At 48.0% G+C, this 22,373-nt stretch carries 2 protein-coding genes; both read left to right on the top strand.

What is annotated here, in order from left to right:
* The first annotated feature begins 17 nt into the window (after window positions 1-17).
* Window positions 18-13,415, top strand: coding sequence for an SDR family NAD(P)-dependent oxidoreductase (locus ACN6NF_RS15635; RefSeq protein ID WP_474318498.1), 13,398 nt, complete (start codon window positions 18-20; stop codon window positions 13,413-13,415).
* A 31-nt stretch (window positions 13,416-13,446) separates the two neighbouring features.
* A complete protein-coding gene (locus tag ACN6NF_RS15630) occupies window positions 13,447-22,371 on the top strand; it encodes an SDR family NAD(P)-dependent oxidoreductase (protein WP_474318497.1) in 8,925 nt (2,974 codons plus the stop codon).
* Window positions 22,372-22,373: the final 2 nt, after the last annotated feature.

The raw sequence follows: 22,373 nt of genomic DNA, 5'->3' as shown, positions 1-22,373 counted from the left end.
GCTAGGAGGGCATTTTTATGGATCCAAAAGATATTTTTCGTGCGGTACAAACAGGGGAAATAAATTCTGAAGATGCCGAAGAACGATTGCTCCAATTTATGAGGGGGCTCTCGGATGAATCTTTGGAAGAATCATTGGAAGTCCGATCACAGGAATCAACCTCAGAGGAATTGTCTCTTTCGCTACAGCCATTGGGCAGCTTTCACGGATCGGAGAAGGAGATCAACGGCGAAACGGAAGTACCGCCTGTGGTTCAATTGCAGGAATTTGAGCATGGCATTGTCCTGTTAACAATGAAGGATACAGTGCACAAAAATACATTTTCCGATGAACTGATTATGGGCCTGAACCAGGCGTTCGAGACGGTGCAGGCTAACGAGAATTATAAAGTTGTGATTCTGACGGGATATGACACCTACTTTGCCACAGGAGGTACACAGGAGGGCCTGCTGGCCATTCATGAGGGAAAGGCGAAGTACAGTGATACCAATGTTTACAAGATTGCACTGGATTGCAAGCTGCCGGTCATTGCTGCAATGCAGGGACATGGGATTGGCGCAGGATGGTGCATGGGGATGTTTTGCGATTTTATCGTGATGAGTAGAGAAAGCATCTACACCACTAATTTTATGAAATACGGCTTCACTCCCGGTGCGGGCTCAACCCTTATTTTTCCTGAAAAATTTGGGGTCAGCATGGCGCAGGAAATTTTATTCACAGGTACTAGATATAGCGGTTCAGAACTGGAGTCCAAAGGGACTCCTTTTCCTGTTCTGCCGAGAAATGAAGTGGTACCGTACGCAATGCAGCTGGCAAGGAAACTGTCCGAGTCGCCAAGAGAGTCATTGATTGAGCTGAAAAATCATATGGCTCAGCCGATTAGAGAAAAGCTGGCGGCTACGATTGAGAAAGAAATAAAAATGCAGGACAAAACGTTTGTGAACCAGCAGGAGGTTAAAGAGCGGATTCAAACAGCCTACGGACAGGTGCCGAATAGCGGTGATACGCATAAACCGCTCAAGCAGGCTGATATGAAAAAATCTGTACCCCGTATGCCGCATAGTCAGGAGAAGGATTCGATCGCAATTATTGGCATGGCGGGGCAGTTTCCCAAATCCAAGACATTGGCTGAGTTCTGGGATAACCTGGCTCAGGGCAGGGATTGTATATCGGAAATTCCTTCAACACGCTGGTCCATTGATGAATATTATGATACTGATCCCAAGGCTGAGGGGAAAACCTATAGCAAGTGGATGGGTGCGCTAGAGGATATAGATCGATTTGACCCGTTGTTCTTTAATATTTCTCCTGCGGAAGCAGAGATGATGGACCCTCAACAGCGTTTATTTCTGGAAAGTAGCTGGAAATGTATTGAAGATGCTGGATTGAATCCAGCCTCACTGTCGGGGAGCCGTTGCGGTGTTTTTGTAGGTTGTGCAGCTAGTGATTATGGAAGGTCCATGAGCGGACAGGGATTGAATGCGCAGGTTCTTATGGGAGGATCACCTTCAATTTTATCGGCCCGGATTTCGTATTTGCTGAATTTGAAGGGGCCTTCTCTGGCGATTGATACCGCATGCTCTTCCTCTCTGGTAGCTATAGCTGAAGCTTGCAACAGCCTTGTTTTAGAAACAAGCGATCTTGCTTTGGCGGGCGGAGTAATGATCATGGCAGGGCCAGGGATGCATGTCATGACCAGCAAAGCAGGAATGCTGTCCAAGGATGGACGATGCTTTACTTTTGACGCCCGTGCAAACGGGTTTGTCCCCGGAGAAGGGGTTGGCGTAATTTTATTAAAACGGCTCTCTGATGCAATCAGGGACAAGGACTCCATCTATGGGGTTATCCGGGGATGGGGAATGAACCAGGATGGGAAAACCAACGGCATCACCGCTCCAAGTGTAAATTCACAGATTTCGCTCGAAAGTGAGGTTTACCGGCGGTTCAATATTAATCCTGAAACGATCTCTATGGTAGAGGCTCATGGGACAGGCACCAAGCTGGGCGATCCGATTGAAGTGGAAGGGCTTACCGAATCCTTCCGATCCTATACGAACAAAAAGGGCTATTGCGCGCTGGGATCGCTGAAAAGCAATATGGGACATATGCTGACTGCGGCCGGAGTGGCTGGCGTAATGAAAGTGCTCCTCGCCATGAAACATCGGCAATTGCCGCCAACCATCAATTTTGAATCCCTAAATGAACATATTTCTTTGGAGGAAAGCCCGTTTTACATTAACACCGGGCTACGAAAGTGGGAGTCCAAATCGGGTACACCTCGACGTGCAAGCGTAAGTGCTTTCGGATTTAGCGGTACTAATGCGCATATGGTTATTGAAGAATATGTGCCTGTAGCCTCTGAGGTGGAGCTGAACCCAGTCGATCAAGACAACCCAGTGCTATTTGTACTTTCTGCCAAAAGCGAACAAGCCCTGAAATCCTATGCCGCCGACATGATGGAATTTGTTAAATTGCACGAAAGCACTAAACTGTCAGACCTGACTTATACCCTGCAAGTGGGAAGAGAGGCTATGAACTGGCGCCTCGCGTTTTTGGCGGATTCAAGAGAAAATCTGGTCGATGAGCTGGAACATTTTGTGAATGGCAACTCGTCAGACAAGGTGTTAACTGGACAAGTGGACGATGCTAGAGGCGAAATTGAACTTTTTGATTCTGACGAAGATACTGGAACCCTCGTTCGGACCTGGCTTCAAAATAAAAGACTTGATAAAGTAGCCAAATTATGGACTAATGGCGCAACTGTTGAATGGGATGCACTTTATGGAGCAATCACGCCCCAGCGAATCAGTCTGCCGACCTATCCTTTCGAGAGGGAACGCTATTGGTTGTCTGAGACAGACATGGGGCAGGAGAATATAAACACGGCTATGACCGCCCAAATTCACCCTTTGCTGCATCAAAATACTTCCGATCTCTCCGGGCAGCGCTACGACTCCACCTTTACAGGCCGGGAATTTTTCCTAGCAGATCACCGAGTCATGGGCCAACCGACATTACCTGGGGTGGCTTACCTTGAAATGGTGCGAGCGGCCGTAGAAGAAGCAGCAGGGGATGTCATGGAGGGTGAGACCCGTATTCAACTGAGAAATGTAGTATGGGCTCAGCCCATCGTTGTAGCTAACAAACCGATCAGGGTACACACCAGCCTATATCCTCAGGACGATGGAGCGATTGCGTTTGAAATATACAGCAGGGGGGAAGAAGACGCCGAAGGTATTATACACAGCCAGGGGATAGCTGTGTTGGAGAGAAGCGGTGAGCCGCAGTACCTCGACCTGAATGTCTTACAGGCAGAATGTATCCACAGTTCACTATCTTCAAGCCAATGCTATGAAGCTTTCAGAGCTATGGGAATAGACTATGGCCCGGGACACCGGGGGATTGAGACCATCTTACGGGGAAAGGATTTCGTGCTGGCAAAGCTGTCCCTTCCATCCAATGTATCTTATACCCAAAGTGAATTTGTATTGCATCCGGCTTTGATGGATTCAGCCTTGCAGGCCACAATCGGCTTGGTGATGGATCGGGAAGAAGATGTGTCTGAAGGCAAGCTCTCGGTACCCTTTGCCTTGCAGGAACTGAAAATATTCGAAAAATGCACTTCTGTGATGTGGGCACGGATTTCCAGACAAGCGAGTGAGGAGACACTAAATGGATTGAGCTTGGTACATATCGATCTCTGCGACGAGACCGGAAAAATTTGTGTGCAGCTCAAAGGGCTCTCATCCAGAGAACTGGAAAAAGGAGTAGGGCAAGCAGACTTCGTCGAGAATGTGGGTACACTCATGCTGGAGCCGGTCTGGGAGGAGGAGGCAGTCCCCGCAGGAGAGAACGCGTTCAACGATATACGGCATATTGTGATCCTGTGCGAATTTGAGGGTATTGCCAGAGAGGATATTGCAGCTCGCATGGACGGTACTCGCTGCATTGTTTTACAGTCATCGAGTAATGACTTGGATGCGCGGTTTGAAGATTACACTATTCAGATATTTGAAGAATTGCAAACTATGATGCTGGACATACACAAATCAAAAACTTTGCTGCAAATTGCAGTCCCTGCCCGAAATGACCAACAGGTTTATTCCGGGTTTTTTGCCATGCTGCAAACCGCCCAAAAAGAAAACCCGAACGTCATGGGTCAACTGCTAGAGCTTGATCCCAAGGATGGCCCTGAGGGGATTATTGCAAAATTACAAGAGAACCGTTACGGCCAGTACGGCGAACGGATACGATATCATGGTGACAAGCGACAGGCTTTAAAGTGGCAAGAAATTGAAACCTTGCGTGAAGATGCAGTCCGGCCATGGAAAGATGGAGGGACCTATCTCATCACTGGCGGTCTAGGTGGTCTAGGACTGATTTTCGCCAGAGACATCATGTGCAATGTGAAAAACTCCACCGTCGTACTGGCAGGACGATCACCTCTGTCAGCGGATAAACGGACCTTGTTAAGCGAATTGGAAGCGCTGGAAGGTCATATAGAGTACAGACAGGTGGACGTGGGTCAAAAGGAAGCGGTCATCGAGTTAGTTCATGGCGTCGTCGAGCAATTTGGCGGTCTTAACGGTATTTTGCACACAGCAGGAGTGATACGAGACAACTTCATCATCAAAAAGACGATAGAAGAAGTTAGAGAAGTGCTGACTCCCAAAGTCTCAGGGTTGATCCATCTGGATCAGGCTAGCAAATCCCTGCCTCTGGATTTCTTTATCCTGTTTTCTTCCGGCGCCGGAAGTCTTGGCAATGTAGGGCAGGTTGACTACTCTGCTGCCAATGGCTTTATGGATGCTTATGCTTCTTATCGAAATGCTTTGGCGGCAGGTAAGCAGCGTCAGGGGCACACGTTGTCGATCAACTGGCCGTTGTGGAAGGACGGGGGCATGCATGTCGATGGAGAAACGGAAAAGGCAATGCAAGGTCTGGGCATGATTGCCATGGAAACAGAGAATGGAATAAAGGCTTTGTATCGAAGCCTATCTTCCGGTAAAAGCCAAGTCATGGTTATCGAAGGGTATCCTCAAACGATCAAGGCGGCTATTCTTGGACAGCCTTCAGGAACAGAGATTTCAGACCGTTCCGAAATGGAAGAGGGTGAAGCCTCGGTTATCGGCGAAGAATGGCTAAGAGAAAAAGCTGAGGACTATTTGAAAACATTGCTTTCGGCTGTAATCAAGCTACCAGCTGAAAGTATAAATGTAAACGCACCTATGGACAGGTATGGGATTGATTCCATATTGGTCATGCAGCTGACAAATGAATTGGAAAAAACGTTTGGCTCCCTGCCGAAGACATTATTTTTTGAATATCATAATCTCCGCTCATTAACTGGATATTTTCTTGAATCGCACCATGGCCGGCTGGTAGACGTTTTAAAAGCTCAGGAGAAGAATGCGGCTCCTCATAAAGTGGCGAATGAACCTGCAAAAGCAGCAATAGAGCCTTTGGCTCCGATCGCTGCGAGTCGCAGACGTCCATGGCCTTTCCCGACAGGTACGCAGCCCCATCAGGAAGAGAAGGGCTTGGACATTGCCATTATAGGGATATCGGGAAGATATCCGGGGGCGGCAGATATCCAGGAGTTCTGGAAAAATCTAAGGGATGGGAAGGACTCCATCACTGAGATTCCCAAGGAGCGGTGGGACCACAGTCTCTACTTTAATGAAACTAAAGGGAAGCCCGGGAAAACCTACAGCAAGTGGGGAGGGTTCATCGAGGGGGTGGACTGGTTTGACCCGTTGTTTTTCAACATTTCGCCAAGAGAAGCGGAAACGATGGACCCTCAGGAGCGCCTATTCCTGGAATGTGTGTATGAAACCATAGAGGATGCGGGCTATACGCGCGAAACTCTTTGTACAGACCGGGGACTTGGCGGCATGGAAGGCAATGTTGGCGTTTATGTCGGAGTAATGTATCACGAATATCAGCTTTATGGAGCCCAGGAACAAGCCAAAGGGAATATGCTCGGGCTTCTCGGGAATGCTTCGGCGGTTGCCAACCGTGTATCGTATTTTTGTAATTTTCATGGACCAAGTATCGCTGTGGATACCATGTGCTCTTCGTCACTGACAGCAATCCATATGGCCTGTCACGGATTGCAGCATGGAGAATGTGAACTGGCAGTTGCAGGAGGAGTCAACGTTTCCGTTCATCCCAACAAATATCTATTACTCGGACAGGGAAGCTTTGCATCAAGCAATGGGCGGTGTGAAAGCTTCGGACAGGGTGACGGATATGTGCCAGGAGAAGGAGTCGGGGCTTTGCTGCTCAAGCCGCTGGCCAAAGCTATAGCAGATGGAGACCGGGTATATGGCGTCATAAAAGGTACTGCAGTGAATCACGGAGGAAAAACCAATGGATATACTGTACCCAACCCCAACGCACAGGCTAGCGTGATTGGGCAGGCTATTCAGAAGGCGGGAATCAACCCTAGAACCATTAGCTATATAGAGGCGCATGGGACAGGAACTCCTCTGGGTGATCCGATTGAAATTGCGGGCTTACAAAAGGTGTTCCGGGAATATACCAGAGACAAGCAATTCTGTTCAATCGGGTCTGCCAAGTCTAATATCGGACATTGTGAGAGCGCAGCCGGTATTGCCGCGGTGACAAAGGTGCTGTTGCAATTGAAATATAAACAATTGGTGCCTTCACTGCATTCAAGCAAGTTAAATCCCAACATCGATTTTAGTGATAGTCCTTTTAAAGTACAGCAGACATTAGAGGAATGGAAAAGACCTGTCGTATCCATGGATGGTGAAATCAAGGAATATCCAAGGTTGGCAGGAGTCTCGGCCTTCGGGGCAGGCGGGTCTAACGCGCATGTGGTAATTGAAGAGTACATTCCAGCAGAGACTGGTCAGCTGCAAGCTGCTCCTGCGTCTCTTCATCCTGCCATGATTGTGCTATCGGCCAAGAACAGGGAAAGGCTGAACGAGCAGGCGCAAAGATTGCTATCTGCCATTAGAGAGCTGAATGACCCGCGTATAGGTCTCACAGATATCGCCTACACGCTGCAGATCGGACGAGAAGCGATGGAAGAACGGCTTGCGATCATCGCCACATCCATCCAAGAGCTGGATTGGAAATTGGAAAGCTTTCTGCTGGAAAAGGAAGGTATAGAAGAACTGTATAGAGGACAGGTAAAGCGCAACAAAGGAGTATTGGTCACTCAGGAAATCGATGAGGATATGGCTAAAATGGTGGGTGCATGGGTGAGCAAAGGTAAATATGGAAAGCTCGCCGAGCTTTGGGTGACAGGACCGCTGTTGGACTGGAACAGGCTTTATGGGGAAAAGAAGCCTCGCAGGATTAGTTTGCCAACCTATCCTTTTGCCAGAGAAAGCTATTGGGTGCCCGTAAACCAGGTAAGGGGCGATGGCATGACAGCCGCTCTCGGTCAGTCTACATTTTTGTCCCCTTTACTGCATCACAACACTTCAAACTTCTTGAAGCAGCGGTTCAGCTCAACGTTTACAGGCGAGGAGTTTTTCCTCAGGGATCATATGGTAAAAGGCCAGCGGGTTCTCCCAGGTGTCGCTTATCTTGAGATGATACGGGCGGCTGTGGAACGCTCTATAGGAGATGAGGACAACTGCGCAACAGGAATCCGGTTGAAAAATGTAAACTGGATTCGGCCAATTGTGGTGGAAGATCGGCCATTTTCAGTACACACTGGACTACTCCTGGAAGACGCCGGAAAAATCAGTTTTGAAGTGTACAGTAAGCAAAAAGGAAACGATAGCGGACATACCGTGCACAGCCAGGGCTGTGCGGTGTTGTTTAACGTAGAACAAAAGTCAGTGCTTAACCTAGAGGCACTACGGGCAGAATTTGATCCACATGGATTTGAGGGAGCGCGCTGCTACGATATCTTCAAAAAAATCAGCATGGATTACGGCCCAGCCTTCAGGTGTGTGGAGAAAGTGTATACACGACCGGGAAAGATGCTGGCCAAGCTGGCATTGCCCTCCTCGCTCTCCAATTCGGCGGATAGCTTTGTCCTTCACCCTAGCTTAATGGATGCGGCCTTACATGCATCGATCGGATTAATCATGGATCAAGATGGAGGGCTGCCGGACAGCACAGTACCCAATACGCCTTCTATGCCATTCGCCCTGCAAGAGATCGAAATCCATGGGGCATGCACCCAGAATATGTGGTCGTTTATTCAATACAGCGAGGGCAGCAAGAGAGAGGACAAGGTACAGAAGCTCAATATCGACTTATGTGATGAGAAAGGGAACGTTTGTGTCAGAATAACGGGACTATCCACCCGAGCGCTGGACGGAGATATCCGCACTGAGCATGCACAAGGCGTAGTTGCAGGAGATCATGCCGCCGATCCGCTTGTAGGAGCCGTTATGCTCATCCCCAAATGGGACCCGGTTACGCTTAAAAAGGATACAGTTTACCCATCGTCGATAGACCGAATGGTTATTGTAGGTGGTACGGACAAAGATAGACAGGCTATCCGGGAATATTATCCGAAGGCGCATTTTTTGGAGCTGCAGGCGCAGGATTCCATAGAAACGGTTGCCTCAAAGGTTGAAGAATATGGAGCCGTTGACCATATACTGTGGGTTGCACCTACGATTTCTGTCGAATCGGTCACTGCTGAATCCTTGATTGAGGAACAGGAGCCCGGAGTCTTGCTCTTCTTTAGAATGGTCAAGGCGCTGCTCCTACTGGGGTATGGGACGAAAAAGCTAGGCTGGACAACTATAACCACCCAGGCTCAGTCGATCGATCAGGACGATACAGTCCACCCGGCCCATGCAAGTTTGCATGGGTTGGTAGGCACGATGGCCAAGGAATATCCGAACTGGAAGGTTCGTATCATAGACCTGCAATCCGACTATGACTGGCCGTTATCCCAACTATTTACGTTGCCTTCAGACCGTCAGGGTCGGATGTGGGTTTTCAGAGGCGGGCAGTGGTATCGCCAGCAGCTGATTCCGTTTAAACAGACTTCAGATTCAAAAGGACAGACGCTGTACAAAACCGGAGGCGTCTATGTGGTTATCGGTGGTGCAGGCAACATCGGAGTGGCGTGGAGTAAATATATGGCTTCGAGCTATCAGGCCCAGATGGTGTGGATAGGCAGAAGGCCAAAGGACGCGTCCATCCAGGCTAAATTGGACGAATTTAAAGGCCACGGACCTGTTCCATACTATATTACGGCAGATGCAGCAGATGAAAGGTCGCTGCAGGAGGCATATGAGGAGATAAAGCAGCGGTACTCCAAGATCAACGGCGTAGTCCACTCTGCGATTGCTTTTATGGAGAAGGGATTGGAAGACTTGACGGAGGAAGGGCTCCGGTCCGGGCTTTCGGCAAAGGTCGATGTTAGTGTGCGCATGGCTCAGGTCTTCCAAAATGAACCGCTGGATTTCGTGTTGTTTTTCTCTTCCATTATTGCCTATGTAAAAAATCCAGGACAAAGCAGCTATGCTGCCGGATGTACCTTTAAGGATGCGTTTGCACAGCGGCTCTCACAGGAATGGCGTTGTCCGGTGAAAGTCATGAACTGGGGATACTGGGGGAACGACGAGAACAATGCTTCCCAAGACAGGCAGCAAGAGGTGGAAAATTACTCAAAACTAGCGCAGATCGGCGTCGGACTTATTGAGCCTCAAGAGGGGATGGAGGCACTTGAGACGTTGCTTGCTTCACCACTGAATCAAGTAGGGCTGATGAAGACAACAAAACATTTAGATTTGGAAGGGACTAATCCGGCGGAAGCCATTGGCCTATATCCGCACAACACGGATCCCGATCTTCAGGATATACAAGAAAGTATGGCTGCAGTAATCAAATCAAAAGACCAGTTTGCCGAGGAGTATGCGGCAGAGGATGCTGGTAGCCAGCAGGAAAAGGAATTGGAACACCTTCTGGGTAAGTTGCTGCAGGAGCAGCTTTGGTCCATGGGGCTGTTAGGGACAGATCGTCAGTCTGTTGACGAGTTCAAACATAAGCATGGACTGTCTGAGTTATACGGCAATTGGCTAGGTGAGAGTGTAAAGATTTTGGCACGGCTGAATGATGCCCTTACAGATGGAAATGACTCCATCTCGACTTATCGAGAGGATGTCTGGCAGGAATGGGAAGAGCACAAGCATACATGGCTGAAATATCCGCAGATGCGGGCGAGGGTACATTTGGCTGAGACAACGCTGCGGGCCTTGCCTGAAATTATTACCGGCCAATGTCCTGCAACGGAAATCATGTTCCCCAATTCCTCGATGGAATTAGTGGAAGGGATTTATAAAGACAGTCTGGTAGCCGACTATTTTAATGAAGTTCTTTCCGATACGATCGCCGCCTATGTTCAGCAGAGAATTATGAGCAACTCCGCTGCAGAAATCAGAATTCTCGAAATCGGAGCAGGCACCGGAGGAACCAGCAATACCGTATTCCTCAAATTACGGCCATATCGCAAACACATTCAGGAATATTGTTATACCGATATTTCGAAGGCCTTTTTGATGCATGCGGAAAAAGAGTATGGGCCAAACAATCCGTACCTTAGTTATCGAATCTTTAATGTGGAAGAACCTATTGCTGGACAAGGTATTGATGCGGGTAAATATGACATTGTCATTGCTGCCAATGTACTTCATACGGCAAAAGATATTCGCCAGGCATTACGTAATGCGAAAGCGGTTTTGAAAAGCAACGGCCTGCTTCTATTAAATGAACTCATGGGCAGCAGCGTGTTTACCCATCTTACCTTCGGATTGCTGGATGGCTGGTGGGCTTATGAGGATTCGGAATTGCGTATTCCCGGCTGCCCTGGACTTTATCCTCACGTATGGAAAAGCGTATTGGCCAAAGAAGGCTTTCACACAGCGTTCTTCCCGGCGCAGGAGGCGCATGATTGGGGCCAGCAGATCGTTGCAGCCCAAAGCGATGGCTTGGTTCGGCAAAAGCGACAGCCAAAGCAAAAATCCCTATCGGTAGAGAATAGAACCGTTGAAGCAGGATCAATAAAACAATCAACTCAGCTCAAAAGAGAGGCAGTACAGGCGGAATCAGAAAATGTGCTGCGCAGCAAAAGTACGGCCTACTTTAAAAATTTACTTGGCGAAACCCTAAAAATGGAACCAGGAAGCATCGACTCTACGGTTGCCCTGGAAGAGTATGGGATCGACTCGATATTGGTTGTGCAAATCACCAATGTGCTGCGTGAAGTGATTGAGGATTTTGCCAGTACCCTGTTTTTTGAGTACAACACCATAGATGATCTGGTAGCGTACCTGCTTCAAACGCAAAGGGATTCGTTGAAGAAGCTGGTAGGTATGAAGGAGACAGAGATGAGCGAAGAAACTTCCAGAGTGGAAGAGGTCCCTGCTCCACAAGTGATCGATATTGCCCCCATGAGGTTTGCACAGGAAGGACGCTTCCTTAAGCCGTCTGTCAGCAAAGGTGAGAAGCCGAAGGAGCACTCCTCTAATATCAGAGATATTGCGATTGTGGGCTTGTCAGGGCGCTATCCAGGAGCTCGTAATGTAGAGGAGTATTGGAACAACCTAAAAGAGGGTAAAAACTGCATCACTGAAATTCCGAAAGACCGTTGGGATTGGAAGACCTACTTTGACGAGGAAAAAGGAAAGCGAGGTACCATCTATACGAAATCAGGCGGCTTTATCGATGGAATCGATTTATTTGATCCGCTATTTTTCAAGATTTCTCCTGCAGAAGCCGAAACTATGGACCCGCAGGAACGGCTCTTTTTGGAAGCTGCATACGCAAGTATAGAGGATGCCGGATATACCCCTGCCAATCTTTGTGAGAGTCGTAAAGTGGGTGTATTCGCGGGCGTGATGAATGGAAATTACGGTTTGGGACCTCAATACAATTCTATTTCCAATCGGATATCCTATCATTTGGATTTCCAAGGTCCAAGTATGACCATCGATACCGCTTGTTCCTCCTCATTGACAGCGATCCATCTAGCTTTGGAAAGTCTGTATAGCGGTATCAGCGAGTGCGCTATTGTCGGAGGGGTCAATTTGATCGTAGACCCAATCCACTATATCAAGCTGTCAGCGATGACGATGCTTTCAAAAACTGGCGAATGTAAGTCGTTTGGAGACCAAGCGGATGGATTCGTTGATGGGGAGGGCGTCGGCGCTATCGTGTTAAAGCCGCTGGAGAAGGCTATTGCAGACGGTGACCATATTTATGGTGTCATCAAAGGGAGCATGCTCAATGCTTCAGGTAAAACCAGTGGTTATACCGTGCCTAGCCCTCAAGCTCAATCTCAGCTGATCGAGGATGCGCTACGGCGTTCGAATGTTGATGCAAGAACCATCAGCTATATTGAAGCTCACGGAACGGGTACGGCTTTGGGAGATCCTATTGAAATCGCCGGATTGACCAGGGCTTTTGAGAAATTCACACAAGACAAGCAGTTTTGCGCCATAGGGTCGGTCAAATCCAATATTGGTCACACCGAGAGCGCAGCAGGCATTGCAGGAGTAACTAAAATATTGCTGCAGCTTAAGCATCGTCAGTTAGTACCATCCTTACATTCTAGGAAGTTGAATCCTGAAATTCATTTTAGCAATACTCCTTTTGTCGTTCAGCAGAGTCTGGAAGAATGGAAGAGACCGATAATTACAACGGATGGAATCACTCAGGAGTGTCCTAGACGGGCTGGAATATCGTCTTTCGGTGCAGGTGGAGCCAACGCTCATATCGTGATTGAAGAGTATATTCCCGAGGTTCAGGAGCCATCAGGAATAGAACCTGCTTCTCAGGGACCTGCGATGATCGTGCTATCAGCCAAGAGTGAGAAGCAGCTTAAGGAAAAAGGACGACAGCTGCTTGAGGCTCTTCAGGGTCAGCTATCCTCGGCCAGCATATTGGATATTGCCTATACGCTCCAGGTGGGACGCGAACCGATGGAGGAGCGTCTAGCCATGCTCGTGGATTCGATCACAGATCTTGAGGAGAAATTAAAGGAATTTGTGGACGGACGCCACAGCATGCTCAACCTGTATAGAGGTCAAGTAAAACGCAACAAAGAAGCGTTGTCCATTTTTACGGGGGACGAAGACCTGCAACAACTGATTGAACATTGGATTTCCAAAAGGAAATATACAAAGCTTCTGGAGCTGTGGGCCAAAGGGATAAATTTGGATTGGAAAAAAATTTATACGGGGAAGGTACCTCACCGTATCAGCCTGCCAACCTACCCATTTGCAAAAGAGCATTATTGGACTTCGGATAGCAAGGATCAATTAAAAGCCCATGCATTACTGCCGCAAAATGAAAGCAATGTAGAATTTGATGATCAATTGTGCGGCAGACTCTTGGACGAAATGATGAACGACGCCATGTCTGTTGATGAGGCCGCCAACGAAATCTTCAATATATTCATACGTAAATGAGAAGTTTCTACATGCTGGGAGGCAATCGAAGATGAAGGACTTTTTTCAAACTATTCTGGGCGAGGTAAAAAGCGGACGGATGCAGAAAGAGGAGGCTCTCCTCAGAATACGCCAAATTCAAGCTCAAATGGCTTCAGATGGAACTCTGCACAGCAGAGCAGGGAACACGGAGGGGGCTCTAGCGGATACAGGAGTCCTTATGCTTGAGCCTTCATGGAAAGAGCAAGCTGCGCTCCAAAAAGCGGCTCTCCCTGAATTTAGCCAGCATTTGGTGGTGCTTTGCGAACTGGATCAGATCTCAGAGCGAAGTATTGAAGCGCTCATGAAAGGAACCCGATGCATCAAGCTCCCTGCCGGTCAAACCGGCAGGGATGAACGCTTTCAAGGCTATGCCCTTCAACTGCTTGCGGAAGTACAAATGCTCTTCAAAGAGAACTTGAGGGGCAGCGTGCTGGTACAGATTGCTGCTTCCTCACAAAGCGGGCAGCAGCTCTCTGCTGGGCTTTTGGGATTGCTGCAAACAGCCGAAAAAGAAAATCCAAAAATCGTAGGGCAATTTGTTGAATTGGAAGCTACAGGGTTGGAAGAGATTGTTGAGAAATTGAAAGAGAACAGCCAACACCCCAAGGACAAAAGGATAAGGTACGAGAACGGTAAACGTCTGGTTCTCAGCTGGAATGAAATGAAAACCCCTGAAACTCCGGGAAGAGTACCCTGGAAGGATCAGGGGATTTATTTGATTACGGGCGGTGCAGGAGGTTTAGGGCTTGTTTTTGCGAGAGATATCGCCCGGCGAGTCCGAGAAGCTACGCTAGTCCTTGTAGGACGCTCAATGCTTGATGAAGGCAAGCAGGCCATAGTAGAGGAGTTGAAGGCGCTGGGAGCCCGCGTAGAGTACAAACGAGCGGACGTATCCCGAAAGGAAGAGGTCTCGCAACTGGTCCTAAAGATCCGAGAGGAGTATGGGGGGCTTGATGGTATCCTCCATAGTGCAGGAGTGATACAGGATCGTTTTATGATTCATAAGACGCAGGAAGAGTTCGAGGAAGTGATGGCGCCCAAAGTAGCCGGGGTGGTCAACCTGGATCAGGCGACGAAGGAGCTAGATCTTGATTTCTTCATTTTCTTCTCTTCCATCGCAGGGATTATGGGCAATCCTGGTCAGGCCGACTATGCCGCAGCGAATGCGTTTATGGATGCCTATGCCTTTTATCGAAACAGCCTCGTCTCTTGCAAGGAGCGCAAAGGGCAGACGCTGTCTGTCAATTGGCCTCTCTGGAAGGATGGAGGAATGCATGCGGATGCTGAAACGGAGAGGGTTTGGCGAAGTATTGGCATGGTGGCCATGCAAACTTCAAACGGCGTTAAGGCTTTATATGATAGCCTGGCCTCTGGCCAGAAGCAGGTGCTGGTGATAGAGGGGGATTTGTCCAGATTGCGGAAGCATCTATTGGAGCCTCAGCCACAGGAGAAAGTATACGTTGAAGAAATAGCGTCTTCACCAATAAAGCCTGAGCTACTTCTGGAAAAAACCTTGCACCAGCTTAAAGTGTTGTTTGGAGAAGTGACTAAGCTGAGCATTGAAAAGATTGATGTCAGTGAGCCTTTGGAGAGCTACGGCATAGACTCCATCATGATTACAAGGCTTAACCAAAAGCTTCAGGGAGTTTTTGGTGAAATCTCGATGACCCTATTTTTTGAATATCAGACGTTGGAAGCGGTAGCGGAATATTTTATTGCTGACTACTATGAGGAATGCGTACGGTGGACAGGACTTGGCAGACGGCTGAAGTTGGAAGAAAACTTCGTCCCTGCATCCTTGCATGTTAATAGCGAATTATCATTGCCGACCCTGCCAAAGGAAGAAAAACATCGCACCAGCAGCGCAGCTATGGATACAGGCAGTGCGAAACACGAGCAAATAGCCATTATTGGCATAAGCGGACGATTCCCACAAGCAAAAAATATGGAAGAATACTGGAGCAATTTACAACAGGGCAAAGATTGTATTACCGAAATTCCCGCGGATCGCTGGAAGAGGGAAAGATTTTATTCTCCCGACATCAAGGAAGCTGTGGAGAAGGGCAAAAGCTATAGCAAATATGGGGGATTTGTAGAGGATTTCGCAGATTTTGATCCTCTTTTCTTCAATATATCTCCCCGGGAAGCGATGAGTATCGACCCTCAGGAGCGGATATTTCTAGAAGAATGCTGGAAGGCCTTTGAGGATGCTGGGTATAGCAGAGATCAGCTTGCAGCGCAATATAATGGGCGAATCGGCGTCTTTGCAGGCATTACCGCAACAGGCTTCAATTTATATGGGCCTAAGCTGTGGGAGCAAGGCAAGCCGATCTTTCCTCGCACATCCTTCAGTTCGGTAGCCAATCGAATATCGTATCTCTTAAATTTGAAGGGGCCGAGCTTTTCGGTCGATACTATGTGCTCTTCGTCATTAACTGCAATCCATGAGGCTTGTGAGCATATTCATAACGGAGAATGCGAGATTGCCATTGCAGGAGGAGTCAACTTATATCTTCATCCTTCCAACTATGTTTTTCTAAGCACAATGCGAATGCTATCGCCAGAGGGACGTTGCAAGAGTTTTGGCGAAGGGGGGAATGGATTTGTCCCTGGTGAAGGTGCAGGCGTTGTACTGCTCAAACCTTTATCTCGGGCCATTGCTGACAAGGACCATATTTATGCGGTTATTCGGGCTACTAGTATCAATCATGGTGGAAAAACGAACGGATATACCGTTCCTAATCCGGTAGCACAAGGAGAATTGATCCGAGAGGCTTTGGATAAAGCAGGCGTCAATGCTCGAACAGTCAGTTATATTGAAGCCCACGGAACAGGGACAGAGCTCGGTGATCCTATTGAAATTACCGGACTTACCCAGGCTTTCAAGAAGGATACACAGGATACAGGGTTCTGTGCGATTGGCTCGGTAAAATCAAACATAGGCCATTTGGAGGCGGCCGCAGGGATTGCGGGTGTCGCTAAAATTATACTGCAAATGAAAAACCAGAAAATTGTCCCAAGTCTGCATGCCAAAGTATTGAATCCCAATATAAATTTTGCCAAAACGCCATTTACAGTTCAGCAGGGACTTGCTGAATGGAAACGTCCGATTCTGGAGGAAAATGGCGAGCAACGGGAATACCCGAGAATTGCAGGAATATCTTCCTTTGGAGCTGGAGGATCTAATGCCCATATCGTTCTAGAAGAATACATTCCAGCAGAACAGGCTGCCTCTGCCTCTACTCCGCAAAAGCCAGTTGTCATCGTATTGTCGGCCAAAAGTGATGAAGCATTGAAAGAGCAGGCTGTTCAATTGACTGCTGCAATGGATAAAAATGACTTCTCGGATAATGACCTGATAAATGTGGCTTATACCTTGCAGACAGGGCGTGAGGCGATGGAAGAGCGCCTTGCCGTGGTCGTTCAGACAGTGGAGGAACTTGGGAACAAGCTGTGGGAATTTATTGGAGGAAGACAGAATATTGCGCAGCTATATCGGGGACAGGTCAAGCGGAATCAGGAGAGCTTGGATATAGTTTCGCGGGAGGAAGCGCTGGATGAATCCTCTGATGTCTGGAATCTAGCAGAGAAATACGGTAGGCTAGCGGAATTGTGGGTCAAGGGTATGCACGTTGACTGGAACAGACTTTACAGTAATGTCCAGCCTTTCCGCATCAGTTTGCCCACATATCCCTTTGCTAGGGAACGCTACTGGATATCATTGGATGAAGAAAAGCCCGCTAGCGTCACTCCGGCATATCTGCACCCCTTGCTGCACCACAACACCTCCGTTCTTTCTGAGCAAAGATTCAGCTCAATCTTTAACGGTCAGGAGTTTTATCTGAATAACTCCGTCGTTGACGGAAGACTTGTCCTGTCGGATGGGGCATGTCTTGAAATGGCACGGGCAGCGGTTGAACAATCGTTAACAGTACAGGAGAAGGGTCAGGCAGGCATCACACTCACAGACATGGTATGGACACATGCTCCCGTCATAGGAGATCAGCCGGAAATACATATCGGACTCTTTCCGGGAGATCAGGGTGGAATTGACTTCAAGATTTATAGCAAACGAACCGAAGCAGGAGATCCGGTTTTACACGGTGAGGGAAGTGCCGAGCTGGAGGCTTTAAATAGAACGGAAACATTAGATATTCAGGCTTTGCAGTTGGAGTGCATTGATCATATTTCACATGAGGGAGACGATAAAGCACTGCGCACGTTTGGAGTCAACTACGGTTCGGGATTCCAGTCCGCTGAGCAAGTTTATATAGGTCAGGGCTTGGTACTGGCCAAGCTATCACTGCCTTCCGGTATTGCGAATACTGGGGGGCAATTTGTTTTGCATCCCTTCATGGCAAGTGCTGCCCTGCAAATGCCGTTATACCTGCTTTCGAATAATGATAATGTCATGCAGTTCAATGGCATTGGTTCTCTGAAAAAAATACTGCCGACTGCGATAGATAGGCTTCAAATATTTCGGGAATGTCCGAGCGACATATGGGCGTTGGTTCGGCATGGAAGAGGAAATCAGATTAATCATAAGACGCACAAGTATGACATTGATTTGTGCGACGAGGCAGGCAGAATCTGTGTGCGCATAAAAGGGGTCTCCTACAAAGAAGCGGAAACTTGTGAACAACCGCTCGGTGCAATGATGCTACAGCCATTCTGGAAAGAACAGGCGGCTAATGAGGAAACCATAGCAACCGACTACGAACGGCATGTGGTCATACTTTGTGAAACAGATGCCATAACTGCGTTACATGTCGAGGCTTCCCTGACAGGCGTGGAATGTATCACCCTACAAGCCCGCATGGAAGAGGTCGACCGACGCTTTGAAACATATGCCGTTCAGGTTTTTGAGAAAATTCAAGGCATCCTAATTGACAAGCCTAAAGGCAAAGTGCTGGTACAAATAGTAACGATGTCTGGAAATGAGAAGCTACTTTTCTCCGGGCTGTGCGGCATACTCAAAACGGCCCATAAGGAAAATCCAAAGTTTTACGGGCAACTGATTGAAATAGGGGAAACGGAAAAAAATGAAGAGCTCATTGAAATATTAAGGTCGAGCAGTCAGCGTCCAGAGGACAGCCGCATCCGGTTTGTAGAAGGTAAACGTTGGATTCCTGCCTGGAACAAGGTTGAAATGCCAGCGGTATCAGAAATTCCATGGAAAGATCATGGGGTTTACCTGCTTACTGGAGGTGCCAAGGGCCTGGGTCTAATTTTTGCCAAAGAAATTGCGCGCCAGACCAGGGAAGCAACCTTGATTCTAACTGGGCGGTCCCTGCTGACCGAGGACAAGCTGGCCCAATTGGAAGAATTGAAGGCTTTGGGCGCCAAGGTGGAATACAGACAGGTGGATGTCACGCAGAAGAAAGCGGTGGTTGGCCTGATTGAGGACATCCAAATGGCACACGGCGTAATTAACGGCATTCTGCACAGTGCTGGAATCAACAAAGATAACTATATTATCAAAAAGACGAGCGCAGAATTCAGGGAAGTACTGGCACCGAAGGTGGCCGGACTAGCCAATTTGGATCAGGCGAGTAAGGACATGCCCCTAGATTTCTTTATTCTTTTCTCATCAGCTGCTGGAGTGGGCGGAAATGCGGGTCAGTCTGACTATGCCACCGCGAATGCATTCATGGATGCCTATGCTTGGTATCGTAATACTTTGGTATCCTCCTGGGAGCGTATGGGCAAAACGCTGTCGATCAATTGGCCGTTATGGAAAGATGGCGGTATGCGACCTGACCAGGAGACGGAAAAAGCTTTACAGAATGTAGGCATGTTTGCGATGAGGACAGAGACTGGTATTCGTGCGTTGTATCAAAGTATAGCTTGCATATCGAATCAAGCGATGGTGGTAGAAGGAGACATTGAGCTGATCAGCAGAATGATGATTATGGAAGGACAGCTTGAAGACAGCGGAGAAGCAGTCCGGGATCAGAGACTCGGATCAGAAGACAACATCGTTCCTTTCTCAGCAAATAAGGCAGTATCTGTCCAAGATGAACATCTGCTGCGTGAAAAGACGGACCATTACTTGAAGACTTTGTTGTCTTCCTCAATCGAACTGCCTGCATATCGAATTGAAGAGGATACACCGTTGGAAAATTACGGGGTGGATTCTATCAAGTCCATGGAACTGACTGACCAGTTGGAAAAAACGTTCGAACAGGTGTCGAAGACGATATTTTTTGAATATCCGAATATTCGGAGCTTAACCGAGTATTTTCTGGAGTTTCACCGAGACGAATTAATCGCTCTGTTTGGTCTGGAACAGGCAGTAACTGTAGGTGTAAAAGCCGCCACCACTACGACAGCAATGGATACAGAACTTCGACCAGGAGAAGAACAGTTGCGTGATCAGGTGACAAGTTATCTAAAAGGCTTGCTTTCTTCGTCTACCGGACTGCCGGAACAGCGCATTGAAGAGAATAAAAACCTGGAGAACTATGGAGTTGACTCCATAAAGTCTATGGAAATAACCGATCAGCTGGAAGAAACGTTTGGATCACTGTCCAGAACCTTACTGTTTGAATATCCGAATATCCGAAGCTTAACCGAATATTTTCTGGAATCTCACCGAGACGAATTAAGCACTTTGTTTGGTCTGGATCAGGTAGCGACTGTAAGTGCAATAGCTGACACGACTTCTGTAGCCAATGAGACAAAATCCCTGGCTGGAAAAGGGCGGTTGCGTGATCAGATAACAGGTTATCTAAAGGGCTTACTTTCCTCATCCACTGGACTGCCGGAACATCGAATTGAAGAGGATAAAAACTTAGAAAACTACGGGGTTGACTCCATAAAGTCTATGGAAATAACCGATCAGTTGGAAGAAACGTTTGGATCACTGTCCAGAACCTTACTATTTGAATATCCGAATATCCAGAGTTTAACGGATTACTTCCTGGAATCTCATCGGGAGGAATTGAACGCTTTGTTTGGTGCTGAGCAAGAGCTAGTCGCGGCAGCCAGCACGAAATCCATGGGCATCGTAGAACATGCAAAAGCGCCCTCTCCTTTATTTCGGCACTCACCTATTTCGTCAGTGCGAGTAGGGCCTAAGGAGGAGGCAAAAGAATCGGAAACAAAAACAGAAACAAAAACAGAAACAGGAGCGATGGACATTGCTGTCATCGGGATGTCTGGAAAATATCCTGGAGCGGAAAATATTCAAGAATTCTGGAGAAATCTCCAAGAGGGCAAGGACTGCATTACCGAAGTTCCCAAAGACCGCTGGGATCACGATCTTTACTTTGATAAAGAAAGAAATAAACCGGGTAAAACCTACTGCAAGTGGGGGGGCTTCCTCAACCGAATAAATCCGTTGGATTCTTCTTTCTTCCACCTCACTCCTTATGAGGTGAGTTTGATGGACCCTATGGAACAGCTTTTCCTGGAAATGATATGGAGTCTGATGGAAAGTGCGGGATATACGCGAGAGATGCTACAGAAAAAACACCAATCCAAGGTTGGGGTCTACGTTGGTGCTACGTATCATAAATACTGCACCTGTGATACAAATACGGATGCCCCTCGGATCACATCCTTTGGTTCTGTTGCCGTCGCTAACCCCATGTCGCATTATTTCAATTTCCAGGGACCAAGCATATCCATTGATACGATGAGTTCTTCCTCTGCTGTGGCTGTCCATATGGCATGTGAAAGCCTGATCAGAGGAGAGTGTCAAATCGCAGTAGCTGGCGGTGGGAATCTGTTGACAAGCCCCAAAAAGTATATTGAATCCAGCCAGAACCAATTGATCGGAAGCCATGAAGAAAGTCGAAGCTTTGCGGATGGAGACGGATATCTTCCTGCTGAAGGTGTTGGGGCAGTTCTCTTAAAGCCGCTTCATAAGGCAGAGGAGGATGGAGACTGCATTTTAGCAGTCATCAAATCTACGGCCACTAATCATGGAGGACACAGCAATGGGTACACGGTCCCCAATCCCAATGCACAGGCACAACTTGTTGAAGAGAACTTTTTGAAAGCTGGCATTCATCCCCGGACAGTCAGCTATGTAGAGGCAGCGGCCAATGGATCTACATTGGGAGACCCAATTGAGCTAGTCGCCTTGAAAAAATCTTTCCAGAAATTTACGGACGAGCAGCACTTTTGTGCTATGGGTTCGGTTAAATCTAATATAGGCCATGCAGAAGCGGCCTCGGGGATATCGCAGCTTACCAAGACCATATTGCAATTGTGGCATCGAAAGCTGGTTCCCACCATTAAAGCGGAAAAGCTGAATCCCAATCTTACGTTCAGCAATACTCCATTTTATCTGCAGCGGGAGCTTCAGGAATGGAAGCGGCCTGTAATAGAGTTGGAGGGAGAAGAGCGAGAATTCCCACTACGGGCAACAGTAAGCTCCTTCGGTGCCGGGGGATCGAATGTTCATTTTATTCTGGAAGAATACATCCCTTCGCCAAAAGAAGCTGTCCAGTTGCAAGAGGCAGATCAGACAGAAGTAGTGGTTCTCTCCGACATAAACTGGGAGCGACTGAAGGTTCTTGCGAGTCAATTACTTGAATACGTGGAGCAGCAGAACGAGCTTTCTTTACATGATATTGCTTTCACCCTTCAGACAGGCCGCGAAGCGATGAAGTGCCGGACGGCAATCGTAGCGAGCTCCCGGGAGGAACTGCTCATGGGTCTTAGAGAGTTTATCGAGTCAGTCGGTCAGGGCAATGAGCCGGAGGGAGCGTCAATTCCGATATTTATTGGGGAAGGCGGAGAAGATTCAAATACAAGTGCACTTCTGTCAGGAAAAGTAGGCGAGAAAGTTTCTCAAATTCTTCTAGAGGAGAGAAACCTAGAAAATATTGCAATGTATTGGACCCAGGGAGGCAGAATTGCATGGGAGGCGCTCCATGAGGGACAAGCTGTTCGCAGAATTCCCTTACCGACCTCTCCCTTCTGAAC

The sequence above is a fragment of the Paenibacillus sp. TSM33 genome (assembly GCF_056099025.1).
The sequence above is the reverse complement of the archived record's forward strand: the minus strand, read 5'-3'. Positions and strand labels throughout refer to the sequence as shown.

What these genes read in the sequence shown, in the direction of transcription:
- ACN6NF_RS15635 (WP_474318498.1), top strand. Translation starts at nt 18, where the DNA reads ATGGATCCAAAAGATATTTTTCGTGCGGTACAAACAGGGGAAATAAAT.
- ACN6NF_RS15630 (WP_474318497.1), top strand. Translation starts at nt 13,447, where the DNA reads ATGAAGGACTTTTTTCAAACTATTCTGGGCGAGGTAAAAAGCGGACGG.